The sequence below is a fragment of the Bifidobacterium sp. H6bp9 genome (genome assembly GCF_032193695.1).
GTDB classification, from domain to species: Bacteria; Actinomycetota; Actinomycetes; order Actinomycetales; family Bifidobacteriaceae; genus Bombiscardovia; species Bombiscardovia kimbladii.
On the sequence record NZ_JASTZY010000002.1, the window covers coordinates 280,459 to 296,060 of the forward strand.

Annotated in this window: 15 protein-coding genes; 7 read left to right on the plus strand and 8 right to left on the minus strand. The window is 65.9% G+C overall.

Annotated features, from left to right (window positions below; genetic code table 11):
• Positions 1–59 precede the first annotated feature (59 nt).
• Positions 60–980 carry a bifunctional methylenetetrahydrofolate dehydrogenase/methenyltetrahydrofolate cyclohydrolase gene (locus QRX40_RS04840; RefSeq protein ID WP_313836674.1) on the minus strand — a complete coding sequence of 307 codons (921 nt, stop codon included), beginning with the start codon at positions 978–980 and terminating at the stop codon, positions 60–62.
• Positions 981–1,192: 212 nt separating this feature from the next.
• Here QRX40_RS04840 and QRX40_RS04845 point away from each other — a divergent pair, with 212 nt between their 5' ends.
• Together QRX40_RS04845 and QRX40_RS04850 are read left to right on the plus strand one after the other, a co-directional pair.
• Positions 1,193–2,068: an ABC transporter ATP-binding protein gene (locus QRX40_RS04845; protein WP_313836676.1), complete on the plus strand. Its 876-nt coding sequence runs from the start codon at positions 1,193–1,195 to the stop codon at positions 2,066–2,068.
• Positions 2,065–2,892: a metal ABC transporter permease gene (locus tag QRX40_RS04850; RefSeq protein WP_045924561.1), complete on the plus strand. Its 828-nt coding sequence runs from the start codon at positions 2,065–2,067 to the stop codon at positions 2,890–2,892. Before QRX40_RS04845 ends, QRX40_RS04850 begins: the two co-directional genes overlap by 4 nt.
• A gap of 6 nt (positions 2,893–2,898) precedes the next feature.
• Here QRX40_RS04850 and QRX40_RS04855 read toward each other — a convergent pair whose 3' ends face one another.
• Both QRX40_RS04855 and QRX40_RS04860 read right to left on the minus strand, forming a co-directional pair.
• Positions 2,899–3,378, minus strand: a complete 480-nt coding sequence (locus tag QRX40_RS04855; protein ID WP_313836678.1) for a 2-C-methyl-D-erythritol 2,4-cyclodiphosphate synthase — start codon at positions 3,376–3,378, stop codon at positions 2,899–2,901.
• 14 nt (positions 3,379–3,392) lie between these two features.
• On the minus strand, positions 3,393–4,013 hold the full coding sequence (locus tag QRX40_RS04860) for a CarD family transcriptional regulator (protein ID WP_024627346.1): 621 nt from the start codon (positions 4,011–4,013) through the stop codon (positions 3,393–3,395).
• A gap of 224 nt (positions 4,014–4,237) precedes the next feature.
• Between QRX40_RS04860 and QRX40_RS04865 the strand changes: the two genes are divergently transcribed.
• From QRX40_RS04865 to QRX40_RS04880, 4 genes are all read left to right on the plus strand, one after another.
• On the plus strand, positions 4,238–4,975 hold the full coding sequence (locus tag QRX40_RS04865; RefSeq protein ID WP_045924564.1) for a response regulator transcription factor: 738 nt from the start codon (positions 4,238–4,240) through the stop codon (positions 4,973–4,975).
• An 18-nt stretch (positions 4,976–4,993) separates the two neighbouring features.
• Positions 4,994–6,124 carry a cell wall metabolism sensor histidine kinase WalK gene (locus QRX40_RS04870; RefSeq protein ID WP_045924565.1) on the plus strand — a complete coding sequence of 377 codons (1,131 nt, stop codon included), beginning with the start codon at positions 4,994–4,996 and terminating at the stop codon, positions 6,122–6,124.
• Positions 6,125–6,194: 70 nt separating this feature from the next.
• Entirely contained in the window at positions 6,195–6,812 is a 618-nt protein-coding gene (locus tag QRX40_RS04875; RefSeq protein ID WP_144085689.1) for a LexA family transcriptional regulator, read from the plus strand.
• Positions 6,809–8,161: a DUF4113 domain-containing protein gene (locus QRX40_RS04880; protein ID WP_313836682.1), complete on the plus strand. Its 1,353-nt coding sequence runs from the start codon at positions 6,809–6,811 to the stop codon at positions 8,159–8,161. The genes QRX40_RS04875 and QRX40_RS04880 overlap by 4 nt, the downstream gene beginning before the upstream one ends.
• On the opposite strand, the gene QRX40_RS04885 is transcribed toward QRX40_RS04880, so the two are convergent.
• Both QRX40_RS04885 and QRX40_RS04890 read right to left on the minus strand, forming a co-directional pair.
• On the minus strand, positions 8,158–8,898 hold the full coding sequence (locus QRX40_RS04885; RefSeq protein ID WP_313836684.1) for a phosphoribosyltransferase family protein: 741 nt from the start codon (positions 8,896–8,898) through the stop codon (positions 8,158–8,160). The two genes, QRX40_RS04880 and QRX40_RS04885, sit on opposite strands and share 4 nt — an antisense overlap.
• A 112-nt stretch (positions 8,899–9,010) precedes the next feature.
• Positions 9,011–9,823 (minus strand): HAD-IIB family hydrolase, encoded by an 813-nt coding sequence (locus tag QRX40_RS04890; RefSeq protein ID WP_101432790.1) that lies wholly within the window; start codon positions 9,821–9,823, stop codon positions 9,011–9,013.
• A 92-nt stretch (positions 9,824–9,915) separates the two neighbouring features.
• Between QRX40_RS04890 and QRX40_RS04895 the strand changes: the two genes are divergently transcribed.
• Positions 9,916–10,350, plus strand: a complete 435-nt coding sequence (locus tag QRX40_RS04895; protein WP_024627339.1) for a metallopeptidase family protein — start codon at positions 9,916–9,918, stop codon at positions 10,348–10,350.
• A 10-nt stretch (positions 10,351–10,360) separates the two neighbouring features.
• On the opposite strand, the gene QRX40_RS04900 is transcribed toward QRX40_RS04895, so the two are convergent.
• The 3 genes from QRX40_RS04900 to QRX40_RS04910 are packed head-to-tail and all read right to left on the minus strand — an operon-like array spanning position 10,361 to position 15,337.
• On the minus strand, positions 10,361–11,884 hold the full coding sequence (locus tag QRX40_RS04900) for a DUF5719 family protein (protein WP_313836686.1): 1,524 nt from the start codon (positions 11,882–11,884) through the stop codon (positions 10,361–10,363).
• The gene (locus QRX40_RS04905; RefSeq protein ID WP_313836688.1) at positions 11,881–15,021 is read right to left on the minus strand and encodes a glycosyltransferase; all 3,141 of its coding nucleotides are present in this window, start codon (positions 15,019–15,021) and stop codon (positions 11,881–11,883) included. The genes QRX40_RS04900 and QRX40_RS04905 overlap by 4 nt, the downstream gene beginning before the upstream one ends.
• A gap of 58 nt (positions 15,022–15,079) precedes the next feature.
• On the minus strand, positions 15,080–15,337 hold the full coding sequence (locus QRX40_RS04910; RefSeq protein WP_029676165.1) for a WhiB family transcriptional regulator: 258 nt from the start codon (positions 15,335–15,337) through the stop codon (positions 15,080–15,082).
• Between the last annotated feature and the right edge of the window lie 265 nt (positions 15,338–15,602).

Genomic DNA, 15,602 nt, shown 5'->3' on the forward strand with positions numbered 1-15,602 from the left:
TTGAGTTATGTGTTCCCGCCGGCAGGCGCGAACATTCTCCATGATAGGAGACACCACGGTCATTGTCGCCGGGAGACCTCGGGCGTGTCGCAGGCAGGGATTCCGGCGGCCCGCTCAGCGGATTCGACCACATTGACCAGGAGCATGGCCCGGGTCATGGGCCCCACCCCGCCTGGATTGGGCGTATAGGCGGCTGCAGACAGCCTGGCGGCCGGATCGATGTCGCCCTTGATCCGCCAGCGCCCCTCCTGCTGATCCCAGATCCGGGAGACGCCTACATCCACCAGGACGGCACCCTGGCCAACCTGGTCCGGGCCAACCAGCCCTGCCCGGCCCACGGCTGCGATGATCACGTCAGCCCTGCGCATATGGGCATCGACATCCCTGGTGCGGGTATGGCAGAGGGTCACGGTGGCATCCACGCCGCGGTTGGTCAGGAGCAGCCCGATGGTGCGGCCCACGGTCAATCCTCGGCCCAGCACGCAGACCTCCTTGCCGGCCAGGTCAATCCCGTAATGGTCCAGCAGGTGCAGGATACCCCGCGGGGTGCAGGGCAGGGGGGTCCGCACCCGGCCGTCGGTATGCAGGACCAGCTGGCCCAGGTTGTAAGGATGCATGCCGTCGGCGTCCTTGGCCGGATCGATGCGATCGATGATCTCGGTGGGATCCACGCCCTCGGGCAGGGGCAGCTGGACGATGTAGCCGGTGCATGCAGGATCCTGGTTGAGCTGATCCACCGCAGCAAGAATCCGCTCCTTGCCGGCATCGGCGGGCAGATCAATCCTGATCGACCGGATGCCCACCTGGCTGCAGTCCCGGTGCTTGCCCTCTACGTATTTGACCGAGCCGGGGTCATCCCCCACCAGGATGGTCCCCAGGCCAGGAGTGCGTCCCATGGCCGTCAGCCTCGCCACACGAGCGCGCAGGTCCTCCTTGAGTTCCGCAGCCGCCGCCTTGCCGTCCAGTTTCACTGCAGTCAATACATCTCCATCATCCAAGCGGGCGCAAACCCTTGTCGAAGTCGTCTGGGCCAGATTAGCGCAGATTCCTCCCCCGACGGAACCAGCGTCCATTGGCCGGTCTGGGAGGACTCGACTGCTGAAGTTGCGTGCTGTCCCCTCCCCAGCGATAATGAGAATCATGCTCAATAAGAGCAGGTTCACCATTTTGAGCCCGTGCAGGAAAGGAAGCCATGGATACGGACACGGATAGAACATCCACGCAGGCCTGCATCGTCTTCGACCATGCCGCAATCCGCCGTTCCGGGCGGCTGATCTGGTCGGAGGGGACCTTCACCATTCCCTCGGGGACCGTGACCGCCATCGTGGGCACCAACGGCACGGGCAAGACCAGCATGATGCAGGCCGAGCTGGGCCTGCTCCCCCTGGACGCCGGCAGCCTGCGGGTCCTGGGGCAGCCGGCCGGCCAGGCCAACGACCGCATTGGATACGTACCCCAGAGCTACACCTCGGACATCGACTCCAACCTTACGGCCGAACAATCCGTCCTGCTGGGGCTGACCGGCACCCGGTTCGGCATTCACCCCGTCACCCGGCAGGACCGCGAGCGCGCCAGAGAGGCCATGCGCTTCGTCGGCGTTCAGGACAGGGCCCGCCTGCGCCTGTCCCAGCTCTCCGGCGGCCTGCGGCAGCGGGTGGCCATCGCCCAGGCCCTGGTCTGCGATCCTGATCTGCTCATGCTCGACGAGCCCCTGGCCAATCTGGACCTGGCCGGGCAGCGCGCCACCGTCCACCTGCTGGCGCAGCTCAACAGCCGTCTGGGCATGTCCATCCAGGTGGTGGCCCACGACCTGAACATGCTGCTGCCTGTGCTGACCGGGGCGGTCTACCTGCTGGACGGGCACCCTCATTACGCCCGCATGGACGACGTGCTGGACTCGGACCTGCTCACCCACCTCTACGGCACCAAGGTGGAGGTGGTCACCACTCCCCAGGGGGACATGTTCGTGGCCCCCGACATGGACGAGCCGATCGGGCCCGTCCACAATCGCTACCAACCCAGCCAGGTGGCCCGCCTGCACGGGACGGACCGGGAAAGGAACTCATGACCACGCCAGTCTTCGACCCCCATTGGACGGAGATTCTCGCCGCCCCCTTCATGCGCAATGCCATGGTGGCCGGATTGTGCATCGCCGTGGCCGCCGGAGCCATGGGCTACTTCACCATCGCCAGACACTCCACCTTCGCCGCCCACGCCCTGGCCCACATCGGCCTGCCCGGCGCCACGGGGGCCGTCCTGCTAGGGCTGCCGGTCTCTGCCGGCATGGGCCTGTTCGCCCTGGGCGGGGCGCTGGTCATCGGAGCTCTGGGCAAGCGGGCCTCCCAGAGGGAGATCGCCACGGGCACGGTCCTGGCCTTCGCCACCGGCCTGGGGCTCTTCTTCGCCAGGATGTCCAGCTCGGCCTCCCAGCAGATGCAGGCCATCCTCTTCGGATCCATCCTGACCATCACCCGGGGCCAGGTCGTCGGCTTCATCATCTTCGATGCGATCCTGCTGATCCTGCTGGCCCTGATCTACCGGCCCCTGCTCTTCAGCTCCCTGGATGAGCAGGTGGCCCAGGCTCGCGGCGTGCCCATCGGGCTGATGAACCTGACCTTCATGGCCATCATGGCCGGCGTCATCACCATCGCCGTGCCGGCAGTGGGGACCCTGCTCATCTTCGCCCTGGTCGTCACCCCGGCAGCCACGGCCAACATCCTGGTGGCCTCTCCCCTGCGGGCCATGCTTCTATCAGGATTGATCTGCCTGGCTTCAATCTGGGGAGGCCTGGTGATCTCGGCCATGGTGCCGGCCCCTCCCAGCTTCGTCATCGTGACCCTGTCCACCCTCTTCTGGGCTCTGGCCAAGGGATGGGCGGCCCTGCGCGCCTGATGCCGGTCAGTCCACCAGGGCGGCGGCCATGACGGCGACGCCCTCATCGCGGCCGGCAAAGCCCATGCCGTCAGTGGTGGTGGCAGTCAGCCGAACCGGTGCCCCGACAGCCTGGCTCATGGCCTGCTGGGCCAGGTGACGACGCGAGGAAATTCTGGGGCGCTGGCCGACGATGACCAGGGAGGCGTTGAGCAGCCTGCGACCGTGCTCATGCAGACAGTCCATGGTCTTCTCCAGCATGGCCGACCCATGCATGCCCGCTCCAGGGGCCTGCGCTCCCAGGCCGAACAGGGTGCCGATATCGCCCAGGCCGGCGGCTGACAGGATGGCATCGATCAGGGCATGGGCGGCTGCATCGCCGTCAGAATCGCCCAGCAGTCCGGGGGTTCCGTCATTCCAGGACAGACAGGCCAGCCAGAGGGGACGCTCACCGGTTGGATCAAAGCGATGGGCGTCAAAGCCCAGTCCAATGCTTGGATGGCCCATGACCGGCTCCGGTCTCAGCGCTTGGCCTTGGTCTTGCCCTTGCCCTTGGTCTTGGCGGCCTCCTGGGCCACCCGTGCCAGGGTCTTGGAAGCCGGCTCCTTGGGGGACTTGGTATGGTGCTTGTCGTCGCCGGGCATGGGCTCCGCATAGCCCAGATTGACATCCAGCAGGCGCTGGGCCTCGTCCTCGTCCAGCTTCTCGGACAGGGCGATCTCGGAGGTCAGGATCTTGCGGGCCTTGATCAGCATCCGCTTCTCGCCTGCAGACAGCCCGTGCTCGTCCACGTCGCGCTGGGAGAGGTCGCGCACCACCTCGGCGATCTTGTTGACCTCGCCGGTGGCGATCTTCTCCACATTCAGCTTGTAGCGGCGCGACCAGTTCATCTCCTTCTCCTCGACCACCGGGGTGCGCAGGATCTCGAAGACCTTGGCCACCGCCTTGGCGTCGACGATGTCCCTGACGCCCACCTTGGCCGCGTTCTCGACGGGGACGTTGATGACCAGTCCGTCCGAAGAGAGCACGGACAGCTGCAGGTACTTGCGGGTGACGCCCTTGACGGTCCGTTCGGTGATGGCGTCCACCCTGGCGGCCCCATGACGCGGATAGACGACCATGTCACCGACCTTGTAACCCATATGCCCTCCAGAACGAGTCGAGAAAATACCATATAATAATGCCATTGCGCATGGACTTGCTGACGGGCGCCCTGGGACGACGCGATTCTCCGCGAGCACACTTCCCCTGGAGGCTCTGAAGACTATTCTGGAAGAAACGACGGTGGTGGAACGAATGCCGACAAGGCTCCACCCCGCATGACGAGCATCGTTTTGCGGATCAGTGATCGAAAACAGAGGTAGGCATGATCAGAAACACAAGCCGCTACACTACACCCAGCACCATCCTGGTGGTTGAGGACGAACCCACCCTGGCCACTGCCATAGCCCAGCGCATCACCGCCGAAGGGTGGACGGCCCGGGTGGCATCGGACGGTGCCAGCGCCGTGCAGGCCGCTTCCCAGATCAAGCCCGACCTGGTCATCATGGACATCATGCTGCCCGTCATGGACGGACTGGAGGCCACCAAGCGGATCGTGGCCGAGCGGCCGGTGCCGGTGCTGATTCTGACCGCCAGGGACGACGAGGCCGACAAGGTGACCGGTCTGGGCGCCGGAGCCGACGACTACATGACCAAGCCCTTCTCCATGCGCGAGCTGATCGCCCGCTGCAAGGCCCTCCTGCGCCGGGTGGAGCGGGCCAAGGTCATCGCCAAGAACTCCGAGAACGAGAAGGTGCTGGACTTCGGATCCCTGGTCATCGACCCGGCCCAGCGCATCGTGACCCTGCGCGGGGAGCAGATTCACCTGACACCCACCGAATTCGACCTGCTGGCCACGCTGGCCCGCCGGCCCAAGTCCGTGCTCACCCGTGAGAAGCTGTTGGAGGAGGTCTGGGACTGGGTGGATGCCTCAGGCACCAGGACGGTGGACTCCCACGTCAAGGCCCTGCGCCACAAGCTGGGCTCGCAGATGATCCGCACCGTGCATGGCGTGGGCTACGCCTTCGAGCCGCCCGAGGATCAGGAACAGGACCAGCGGTAACGGCTGCGGATGCACGCTATGAGCAAGGACGGCAGAAGCCGGCGCAAGGGGCCCAGTCTGAGTGCGCGTGTGGACCGGGAACGGCCCATTGGATCCTTCGCCTCATTGAAGGTGGAGCTGAGCGTCCTGATCATCATCTCCACAGCCATAGCCTTCGTCATGGCCTGGTTCCTGCTGAAGATGGGCTGGAGCGGCTGGATCGCCATGCCGCTGACCCTGGTGGTGGCCCTGGGGATCACCTACTTCTTCTCCCGAGGGCTCACCGCTCCCCTGCGGCAGATGCGGGATGCGGCCGAGGCCATGGCCGACGGGGACTACACGGTCCGGGTCCACGCCACCACGACCAGCCATGACGAGGTGGGGCTCCTGGCCCAGTCCTTCAACGAGATGGCCGAGGAGCTCCAGCACGCCGACCAGATGCGCCGGGACATGGTGGCCAATGTCAGCCACGAGCTGCGCACCCCCGTCTCGGCCCTGCAGGCCATGGTGGAGAACATGGCGGACGGGGTGACCGAGCCCACGCCAGCCAACCTGGAGGGGATCCTGGAGCAGACCCACCGCCTGTCCGACCTGATCGCCTTCCTGCTGGATCTGTCGAGGATGGAGGCCGGAGCCGCCAGCCTGCAGATCGAGGACTTCGACTTCGGCGACTTCATCGACGAGACCCTCCAGCCCCTGGCCATAGCCGACGCCGGGCATGCCCATGACATCCAGGTGGATCTGGAGAAGGGCCTGAGAATGGAGGGCGACCAGGATCGGCTGCGTCAGCTCTTCACCAACGTCATCAGCAACGCCCTGAAGCACTCGGCCGACGGCACCACGGTGCTGATCCAGGCCCACGAGGACCGGCAGCAGGAGACCATAGTCACCAACGTGGTCAACTTCGGCTCGCAGATACCCCCCGAGGCCCGCACCGATATCTTCCGGCGCTTCGTCAAGGGCAAGGCCGGCCCGGGCACGGAGTCAGGCGGCACCGGGCTGGGGCTGTCCATCGCCCGCTGGGCGGCGCAGTTGCATGGAGGCCAGGTGCAGGTGGTGGACGATCCGCGCGGAGCGGACTTCGAGATCACCCTGCCCAGATATCACCGCGACCCCGACGAGGACGAGGGGGACGGGGACGGCTCCGGCGGGCCCGACGCGCCGCATTGACGGGGAGGCGCACTTCGGCTCATAATGAAATCGAACATTTGTTCGAATGCCATCGAGTTCGAGGTGTGCCATGGTCGCTACCATCCATGGGTCGCCGGAGGCGGCCCCTGCTTCCCTGCCGGAGTGCCGGGTCGATGCCCTGAGTCCCTTCCGAGGGCACCCCAGCCCTGTCCCGCAGGCCCTGGAGGCCGTCCACGCCGGCTTCCCCTCAGTGGCCCAGGACTACTTCAGCGGCGACTTCAGCTTCGACCAGAACGTCATCGTCCACCCCGACTCCACCTTCATCATCCATGTGGCCGGCGATTCCATGACCGGAGCCGGCATCTTCGATGGGGACCTGTTGGTGGTCGACCGGTCACTGGAGCCACGCGAGGGGGACATCGTCATCGCCATCCTGGACGACGAGCTGCTGGTCAAGCGGCTGGCCAGACGCAAGGGACGGACCATGCTGCGGGCCGAGAACCCCGACTACCCCGACTTCCTGCCCCAGGAGGGCGAGGAACTGGTCATCTGGGGGGTGGTCATCGGCAACTACCACTGGCAGCGGGTGGACACCAAGGGCGAATCCCGGAGCGGCTCTCCCCTGCCCCAGGTCACCTATCCCGGACATACCCCGCACGGACGCAGGCGCACGGGAAGCCAGGGCCGGAAACCCGCCTATCCTTCCACGGGCTGGGGGTCGGCATGAGCACGCAGAGACCGGCCCAGCCGGCACCCGGGACCGCTCTGACAGGCCGGGTGGTCCTGGCTGATGCCAACTCTTTCTTTGCCTCATGTGAGGCCGTCTTCGACCCCTCCCTGGCTGATCGCCCGGTGGTTGTGCTGTCCAACAACGACGGCTGCGTAGTGGCCCGCAACCGCCCGGCCAAGGCCCTGGGCATCACCAACGGCACACCCTGGTTCACCATTCGCGACCGGGCCCTGCAGGACGGGGTGGTGGCCCGCAGCTCCAACTATGAGCTCTATGCCAGCCTCTCAAGGCGCATGATGGCCATCATGGCCCATTTCCTGCCCAACCAGGAGATCTACTCCATCGACGAGTGCTTCATGGACAGCATCTGGAACGACAAGCGCACCGTCGAGATCTGCCGGGAGCTGCGCGCCGCGGTCCTGCGATGCACCGGCATTCCCGTCAGCGTGGGTGTGGCGCCTACCAAGACCCTGGCCAAGGTGGCCAACCACTGGGCCAAGGACCATCCCTCGACCGAGGGGATCACCCTCTGGAGCCAGGTGGAGTCCCAGTATGGCGACCAGGCTCTGGCATCAGTGCCCATCGACCAGGTCTGGGGAGTGGGCCGGCGGCTGACCGGCAGGCTCATGGGCATGGGCATCACCACCGCCCTGGATCTGCGCGATGCCGATCCCTCCCTGATCCGGCATCGGTTCTCCGTCATGCTGCAGCGCACCGTCCTGGAGTTGAGGGGGCGACCCTGCATCGAGCCCGAGGCGGATGCCGCCAGGGGCGTGCGCACCGATCAGATTCTGTGCTCGCGCATGTTCTCCCACCCCATAGAGGGCTACGCCACCCTGGCCCAGGCGCTGAGCATCTACGCCCAGAAGGCCTGCCGCCGCCTGCGTCGACAGCACGGCCTGTGCGGCAGGGTGCGGGTCTTCTGCTCCACCAGCCCCTATGCGCCCCAGCAGTTCTGCTCAGCTGGCCGGACCGTCGTCCTGGAGGATCCCAGCGACGACCCGCTGGTCATCGCCGGCGCAGCCAGCCGGGCGCTCAAGGGCCGAGTAGATCCCCACGCCCGCTGGATCCGGGCCGGGGTGGTTCTGCTGGACCTGACCGATGCCGACCACTTCCACACCTTGGAAGGACTGGACGCAGCCCGGGACACCCATGGTCTGGGGGACGTCCTGGAGGACGCTACCCGTCGTTTCGGCCCCTTCCGCGTGGGCGTAGGCTACGGAGGCATCCGCGGCCAGGGCCGGGGCGACGAGGATACGGGGGCCGACTGGGCCATGAACCGGGGCATGCTCTCCCCCAGGGCCACCACCCGCTGGGACGAGATGGCCGTAGCACAGGCCCGTTAGAGGTCCTCATGGCCTGGAGGAACAGCCGCCAGAGCCAGGGCAGCCAGAGGCAGGGCACCCGCAGTCTCCAGGGCACGGGCGCACTGGCGGATGGTGGATCCCGTGGTGATGATGTCGTCCACCACCAAGACAGGATGACCGGACAGCCGTGAGGGATCCGCAACCGCGATCCGGCCTGCCAGCCGACGCGAACGGTTCCGACGGCCGCCCGCCTGGACAGACTTGGTCCTGACGGAGTTCATGATCAGAGCAGATTCCACACGGGCGGTCAGGCCCTGCCGCTGCAGGGCCTGGACCAGAGACAGGAGGATCGGCTGCAGATGAACCCTCCCCCGCCTTCGCAGGGATGAGGACGAGGAGGGGGCGGGAACCACCAGAATGGCCCTGGCAGGCTTGGGCCGGAGCAGAGGATCGATCAGCCTGGACAGGGCTGGAGCCAGATCGGCCATGACCTGGCCCAGCGGCCTGTCCAAGGGCCGGTTGTCATGGTCCTTCCAGGCCAGAATGATCCGCCTGACAGGTCCTCGATAGGGCGCGCAGGCCAGGGCCAGACCTACGGCATAGGCGGGCGCAGGCACCGACAGGGGCCGGAAGAGCAGGGATCTGCAACTGGGGCAGAGCAGAAGGTCAGGGCGGCCGCAGCCGGCGCAGGCTCGAGGAGCCAGCAGGTCCAGGGCCGAGCCCGCCAAGGCCGAGGCGACAGCACAAGCGGCCTGTCGGAGTCGATCAAATGCCAATGAAGGGTTGCGCATACCGCCCAGCCAACCCCAATACACAGAGGATAGGCAAGCAGATCAGATCCATGTGCATGAACAGGCTGTCTGTTCACAGAATTGTCTGCGGACAGGTTCAGACCAGATCGGCCTCCATGGCCTGAATCAGGTCCAGGGCATCAGCAGGATTGTGCACCCGCAGAGCCATGGCCCCGGCCAGGGCCGCCGGATAGTCGTTGCCGTCAGGATCCATCCGGTCGCCCACGAAGGCGATATCGCCGACATCCACACCCAGTATCCTAGCCAGGGAGGTCACGGCGTAGGCCTTGTCAATGCCCTTGGCCGAGATGTCCACGCTGGTGGAGCCGCCGGAGCGCACCTGCAGGTTGGGCAGATCAGCGGCCACGGCCCGGGCCAGGGCGTCCTTGCGGCTGTTGTCCGGATCCCAGGCCTCCTTGGCTTCTACGGGGGCCTGCTGACCCAGGGCGGAGAAGGTTATCTGGCTGCCGCGATCCTCGATGCGCGGCCCCCAGACCTGCTCCTCCCAGTCGCCCAGCTGCTTGGCCCTGCGCTCCAGGCTGGCCTCGGCGGCCTGCCGGTCCTGGGCGCTCAGGTCGTGGGCGTAGACGCAATCCCAGCTTCCATCCTGCCAGCGGTAGTAGCGGGTGCCGCTGGTGGGCATCAGATGCAGTTGGCCGAAACGGGTATCGTCAGGCAGGGCATCCAGCACCTGGTCGCGGAACTGGCTGAACCGCCCGCCAGAGACGATGGCTACGGGCCGAAGCCGGGTCAGGGCGGCGAAATGGACGGCCATGGTCTGGTCCATGCGGGTCTTGGACAGCGCCAGGGTATTGTCCAGATCGAAGGCCAGCACCCGTGCCCGTGCGCAGATGGACCCTATGTCTTGGCTGCCCCACCAGGCCACGTTCACCGCACCGTCCTCCGCCATGATTGCTCCCATCCGCTTGTCGATCATCGCTCCATGCTACAAGACACCCTGAATCGAAACTGCCACTGGATTGAGGGGCTATGGTGAGTGTCATGATCAACGATCAGCCGCCTTGGTCCCGCAGCGTCTATCGGGACAGTCATGGCCGCGGGATTCGTCGGCCCACCTTCGGCACCCGCCTGCCCCGCTATCGCACCAGATGCGGGATCTTCGACGATCTGACCGCGGCCCAGATCCGGCGGCTGGGAGCCGGCTGGCCCCAGCTGGTCAAGCCCGTTCAATTCGCGGTCGAGGATGTGCCGCCCTCCGACCCCACCCCCTGGGAGGACAGGGCGGACCTCTTCTCACGCAGTTTCCCGGCAGGCCGCGGCATCCCCGCCAGAATCGTCCTCTACCGGCTGCCCATCCAGAGCAAGACCCGAGACCGCACCGAGCTGGAGCTGATTATCCGCGACGAACTGGTTCTGCAGCTGGCTGACCTTTATGGGCGCGACCCAGAGGAAATCGACCCCATGTGGGGACGCTGACAGCCGACTTTCAGGGCAGGACAGCGGAGTCCGGGCCGGAGCGGATCAGCGTGGTGGCAGGCATGAGCCCGTCAGGAGCCATGACCGCCAGACCGGCCAGGCCAGCCTGGTTGACCGCGTCCACGCTCAGGCGGGCATTCCAGATCAGCCGGGAGGAGCCATGCCCGGAATCCTCGTTCAGCCGCACGGCGGCCACCTGGTCGCCCAGATCGTGGGCTGAAAGCTCATGGGCCCGACCCGGCTCAACCGTCAGCGAGCGCTCATCCAATTTTTTGCCCTTCTCGTCGAACCCGACCAGTTCGGCCTTGATCGGATCCGTCGATGGGTTGACCAGGGTCAGTGCAGCCTGGGCAGGCTGGGATATGGTCAGGGCCGAGGAGGCGGCAGCAGCACCCGCAGGAATCAGGGCCAGGTCGGACTGCGACTGGTCCTGGCTGCCTTGGCCGGTCACCTGCAGAACCGCTCGGACAGGCTGGTCGGCATGCACCTGCAGAGCCAGCTTGCCGTCAGGCACGCCGCCCAAGTCCACCGCAGTGGCCCTGGAACCCTGCAAATCCACCCGCCGCAGGGATTCCCGACCGTCTTCATCCATCCAGGAAAGCTCCACCGCAGTGGCCTTGGAACCCTGCAGAAGCAGGGTGGCCTGGTCTGCCCCGCGCAGGCCGGGAATAACCAGATCATGGCCGGGCGCCGCCAAGGCGGTTGCCTGATCCGACCCGCGTGGATCGAGTCCAGCCATGACATTGACCGAGACCGACATGGCCACTGGCGCCTGGGAGCTGCGAGCCCGGACATAGATGGCCTGCTGTCCGGGAGCCGCCGCAGACAGGTCGTATGAGGCATAGCCTCCAGGCGCCACAGTCATGGTGTTCCCGGTCTCCAAGGACAGGTTGCCGGAGGAATGCGAACCCTGGATCTCAAGACTGATGACCGTAGCCTTGGATGACGGGTTGTAGGCCACCAGCCGCTGTGCGGCCCCTCGGCCGGTGGCGGGCAACAGGAAGTCGGCATCCATGACGGCCCGAGGGCAGGCCAGCGCCTGGATCCCTCGCAGATCGCCCTTGGTGGCCCAGGAGACCATACCGACAGCCGCCCCCGTGCCCGGCTGGGACTTGAGCATCCGGGAATCGAAGGCCGTGGCCGAGGCACCTGGGTCGAGCGATGCAGCCATGGTCTTCTGCCCGTCCAAGAGATCGGGATCAGTCATCACGGTGCGTCGCCCGCCGCCAAGCGGGGTCAGGCTGGCACTGCCGATGGATCCGAAGGCAGCGGCTGTGACACGGGCGCTCAGATCGCCCTCCGAGGCCTTGAACTGGTCATCGCCGACCTTGTCCTCATCCGCTACCGTCATGCGAGCCGGGCAGTAGGCCGCTACCTCACGCTGACTGACCCGGCTGGCAACGAATGCCGAGCCCTGGGCCCCATCAGCCAGGGAGGCCGGAGGCGACCATACCACCAGAACGGCGATCAAAGCCGCCACCAGGGGCGCCGTAACCAGGGCAGCCACCAGGGATCCCTTGCTTCGTGCACTCATAGTTGCTCCCCTCCAAAGTAGCCAGGACGCGGCAGAGCCACCAGGCAGTATCCCAGCAGGACCAAGCCCAGGGTCCAGAGCCAGACCCTCCTCCAGGTGCTGGCCGCCGCCTGACGGGCCCCGGCCATGTTGACCCCCACATCCCTGCCGGATTGCGAGCTCAAACGGAAATAGGTTCCCTGGGCATTGGTCGCCACCTGCTGGGCGCCATCGCTGGCGGTGATGTTGGATACCAGGTCATCGTTGGGCGTGGATCCCATGCCGCCGGCACCAGAATGGTCGGCAGGCACATAGATTCCTCCGAAGCCCAGGCCGGATACAGCCGCTACAGCCTTGGAGTCGGCATTGGCCATCAGAGCCGCCGCCGAACGCGAGAGGACATCCTGACCGGCCATCTTCCCGCCGTTCACCATCTGGGCGCGCAGGGCAGGCGAGGCATCGATCAGCTCGCCTCGTGAGGTGTGCAGACCCGTGTAGGCCACGCGGCCGTGTGAGGGCGAGGTCAGCACCAGCACCCGGTGGGACGGATCCTTGTTCAGATAGTCCACCGCCACTGCCGGAAGCTGCCGGTCATCAGCGGACAGGGGTCCTCCGACTGGCGCCGCCAGACCAGCCGCTGCCACGCCTGCCGTGACCAGGGTCAGGATCAAACCCAGCAGGAGCCTGAAAATCCGTCCTCCGCCATCAGCCGCAGCTGCAGAGGTTGAAGAGGACTGCGCAGGAGGCAGGGGCGGACGATCACCATCGCCGTCTGGATCCTGGTCGTGCCCGGGAGCAAGAGGCGAGAAGGGACGGACGGCCCGGCCAGCCAGGAGGCCCAGACAAGCCAGCAGTCCCATGAGTGCAAGCATCACGCCGGGCAGGAGCGAACCGGCCACTGGACCGGTCTCGTCCAAGCCGGTGCAGACCGCCTGGGAGATCAGCGCCAGAATCAGGCCCAGCAGAACGGTAATCCAAAGAATCCTGGCAGTCTTGAGCGCCCGAGGCACAACCAAGGCGATAAAGGCCAGCAGGGCCACCACCAGCAGAGCGCAGGCCAGGGTGGTCGGGCGCCAGAGCTCAGGTCGCCACCTGATGGGCCATTGGGCCGAAACGTCCAGGTCCAGCAGGCGGGCCAGCAGTTGCCCCAGGCTCCCGGTTCTGGGCTGACCGGTCAGGCCCGTCGAGGGGATCATCAGATCTGCGAACAGCTGCCTCCACAGCCCCTGATTGGCATGGTGCAAGGAATTGACCAGGGTGGGCGCCAGGGCCAGCGCCGAGGGCAGCGGCACCAGGAGCAGCATGACCCGATGGGAGGGCACCAGGCAGATCGCCATGATGAAGAGCGGAATCATGGCCAGCATGAGCTGAGGTTCGGCAGCCAGGACCGGCAGGAAGCAGATAGAGGCCAGAGCCGCCTGCTGCACCGAAGCCTTGGGATGCACGGGAGCCTCGGTCTGATACAGCCCCACGGCCTTGAAAACAAAGGCAAAGGCGGCAGGCATGAAGGCCATGACCGTCAGCATGGGCAGCTGCAGGCCATCCACTATGCCCAGGGCGAATGCCAGACAAGCCCAGAGCAACCCCAGCAGGACGCGGACGGGATTGGACCTGGTGACCACGCCGGCCAGAGCCCAGAACGACAGAGCGGCCAGTCCCGTCTCCGCCAGGAGCATCAGGGCCATGGCTTGGGCTACGTGACCGCCGGTCAGCAGAGCGAAGGGCAGGAGCACCAGGAGGAAGGGGGCGGGAACTGCAGGCTGCCCAACGCCTCCGGCCATGGACCAGGAGGTGGTGGCCGCCGTCAGCAGCCGGGACCAATCGGCTCCTGACGAGGGCAGGGAGGGCGCATGGATGGCCCCTCCCGAGAAGATAGCGCGACACAGGGGCCAATGGGTGACCACCAAGGCCGCCAAGACCGCTAGGGTCATCCCTGTAGCCCAGGCCATGCGACGCAGGAACTGCTGCCGCAGATGAGCCAGGGCCAGGTGGCTGAGCATGGGATGCTCACGCTGATCATGAAAGGCCTGCCTGCGCTGCCGCCACTGCCGGATCTGCTGGCCGTTGGCCTGAAGAATGTCCAACCGGCGGGGACTGCCATGGCAGGCGGAGGTCAGACGGCGGCGCATGGTCAGCAGCGCTGCAGGTCGAGCCAGGATCCGCCAGGGCGCGCACAGACGGCAGAGGGCCCTGTAGGGCCGCTTGCCGATAAGATCAACCGCCATGAGCCACAATGCCGCCAGAACTCGCCAGAGCCAGACCAGCGGCCACCAGGGCAGGGCAAAATCGGTCAGCAGGTAGCGTTCCCGGGCCAGTATGGGACCCATGGAAGCGTCCAAGGGGCGGTCGGGCTGCACCGCCCGCCCGTTCCGATCACGCAACCCGCTCATTCGGGCGCTGGCATGGGCCATCCGGGCTCCCGGCACGATTACCACCCGTCCCCCTGACAGGCAGATACGGCGGCAGAGATCGTCGGACTGGCCGAAAGTGCCAGCCCAGGCGCCTGGTCCGTCCAAGTCCTTCATGGTCTGCATGGGCACCAGGGCGCCGGCCAGGCTCACCGCGAAGACATCCTGACGCGCGTCATACTGCTGCTGGTCGGGCTCGCTGTCCACTACCAGGCTCACCGTTCGGTGACGGTAGGCGTAACGACCCACGTCACGCAGCCCCTCGCCCTGCCAGTCATACTGCTTGGCACCCAGCAGGGAGGCAGTGGGATTGCTGTGCCAGGTGTCCACCAGCTCGTCCAGGCAATGATTGTCCAGTGGACGGCAGTCGTCGTGCAGAAGCCAAAGAGCCCGGATCCGACCAGGCAGGCGGGCATAGCCAAGCGCCTTGTCCAAGGCATCGCCAAAGGAGGAGGCGCCTCGCGCGCGAACCACCTGCACTTCCACCCGCGCGGGCCCATCCACCGGAAACTGCGCATAGAGCGGCTCTGCGGTGGACCCCGAACAGTCCGCGATGACCAGGACCCGCGGCAAGAGGCTCTGCCGCAAGAGGGCACGCAGGGTGTCCGGTAAATAGGTCAGATCATGCTCGACCGTGATCACCGCCGCCACGGCATCCTCCACATGAGGACTGGCGGCGGGTGAACATTCGTTCATGACCGAAGAGAGGACCTGCCGGACATCCTGGGCTTGAGGCGCGACGAAACTCATGCGTTCCAGTCTACGCAAACCAGGTCACCGAATGCCTCGCTCGGGCATCCGCGGCGATTCAGACTTGACGCTGTGCGCGCATCCTCTTCTTGTAACGGCGGCGCTCCCGTTCACTCATGCCGCCCCAGATGCCGAAGCGCTCGTCGTGTTCGACCGCCCAGTCCAGGCACTGCTTGCGGACGGTGCAGTCGGCGCAGACCCTCTTGGCCTCCTGGGTGGAGCCTCCCTTGCCCGGGAAGAACGCTTCCGGATCGGTCTGCGCACAGAGCGCCTCGCTTCGCCAGGATGGTCCGACGTTGACTTCGAACCACTGCATCAGCGGCGTCAGCCTGTTTTTAGTTGTACTGCTATACCGAGTGTCAACAAATCCACTCATAGCGACCCCCCAGTCCCTAGTGTGTTTACACACTTTCATTACAGCTGCTGTAGGGGTCATCTGTCAACCCCTAAATATCTGCCAGCGCAACTGAGCAACACATGCAGGGAGCCATATCGCCCGAAGAGGAGCTGCGGATGGGGGTCAGACTATACTATGACTGGTTCAAGCACGCTTCGCCGCCATCCCGGTTCTTCCCGCCGGA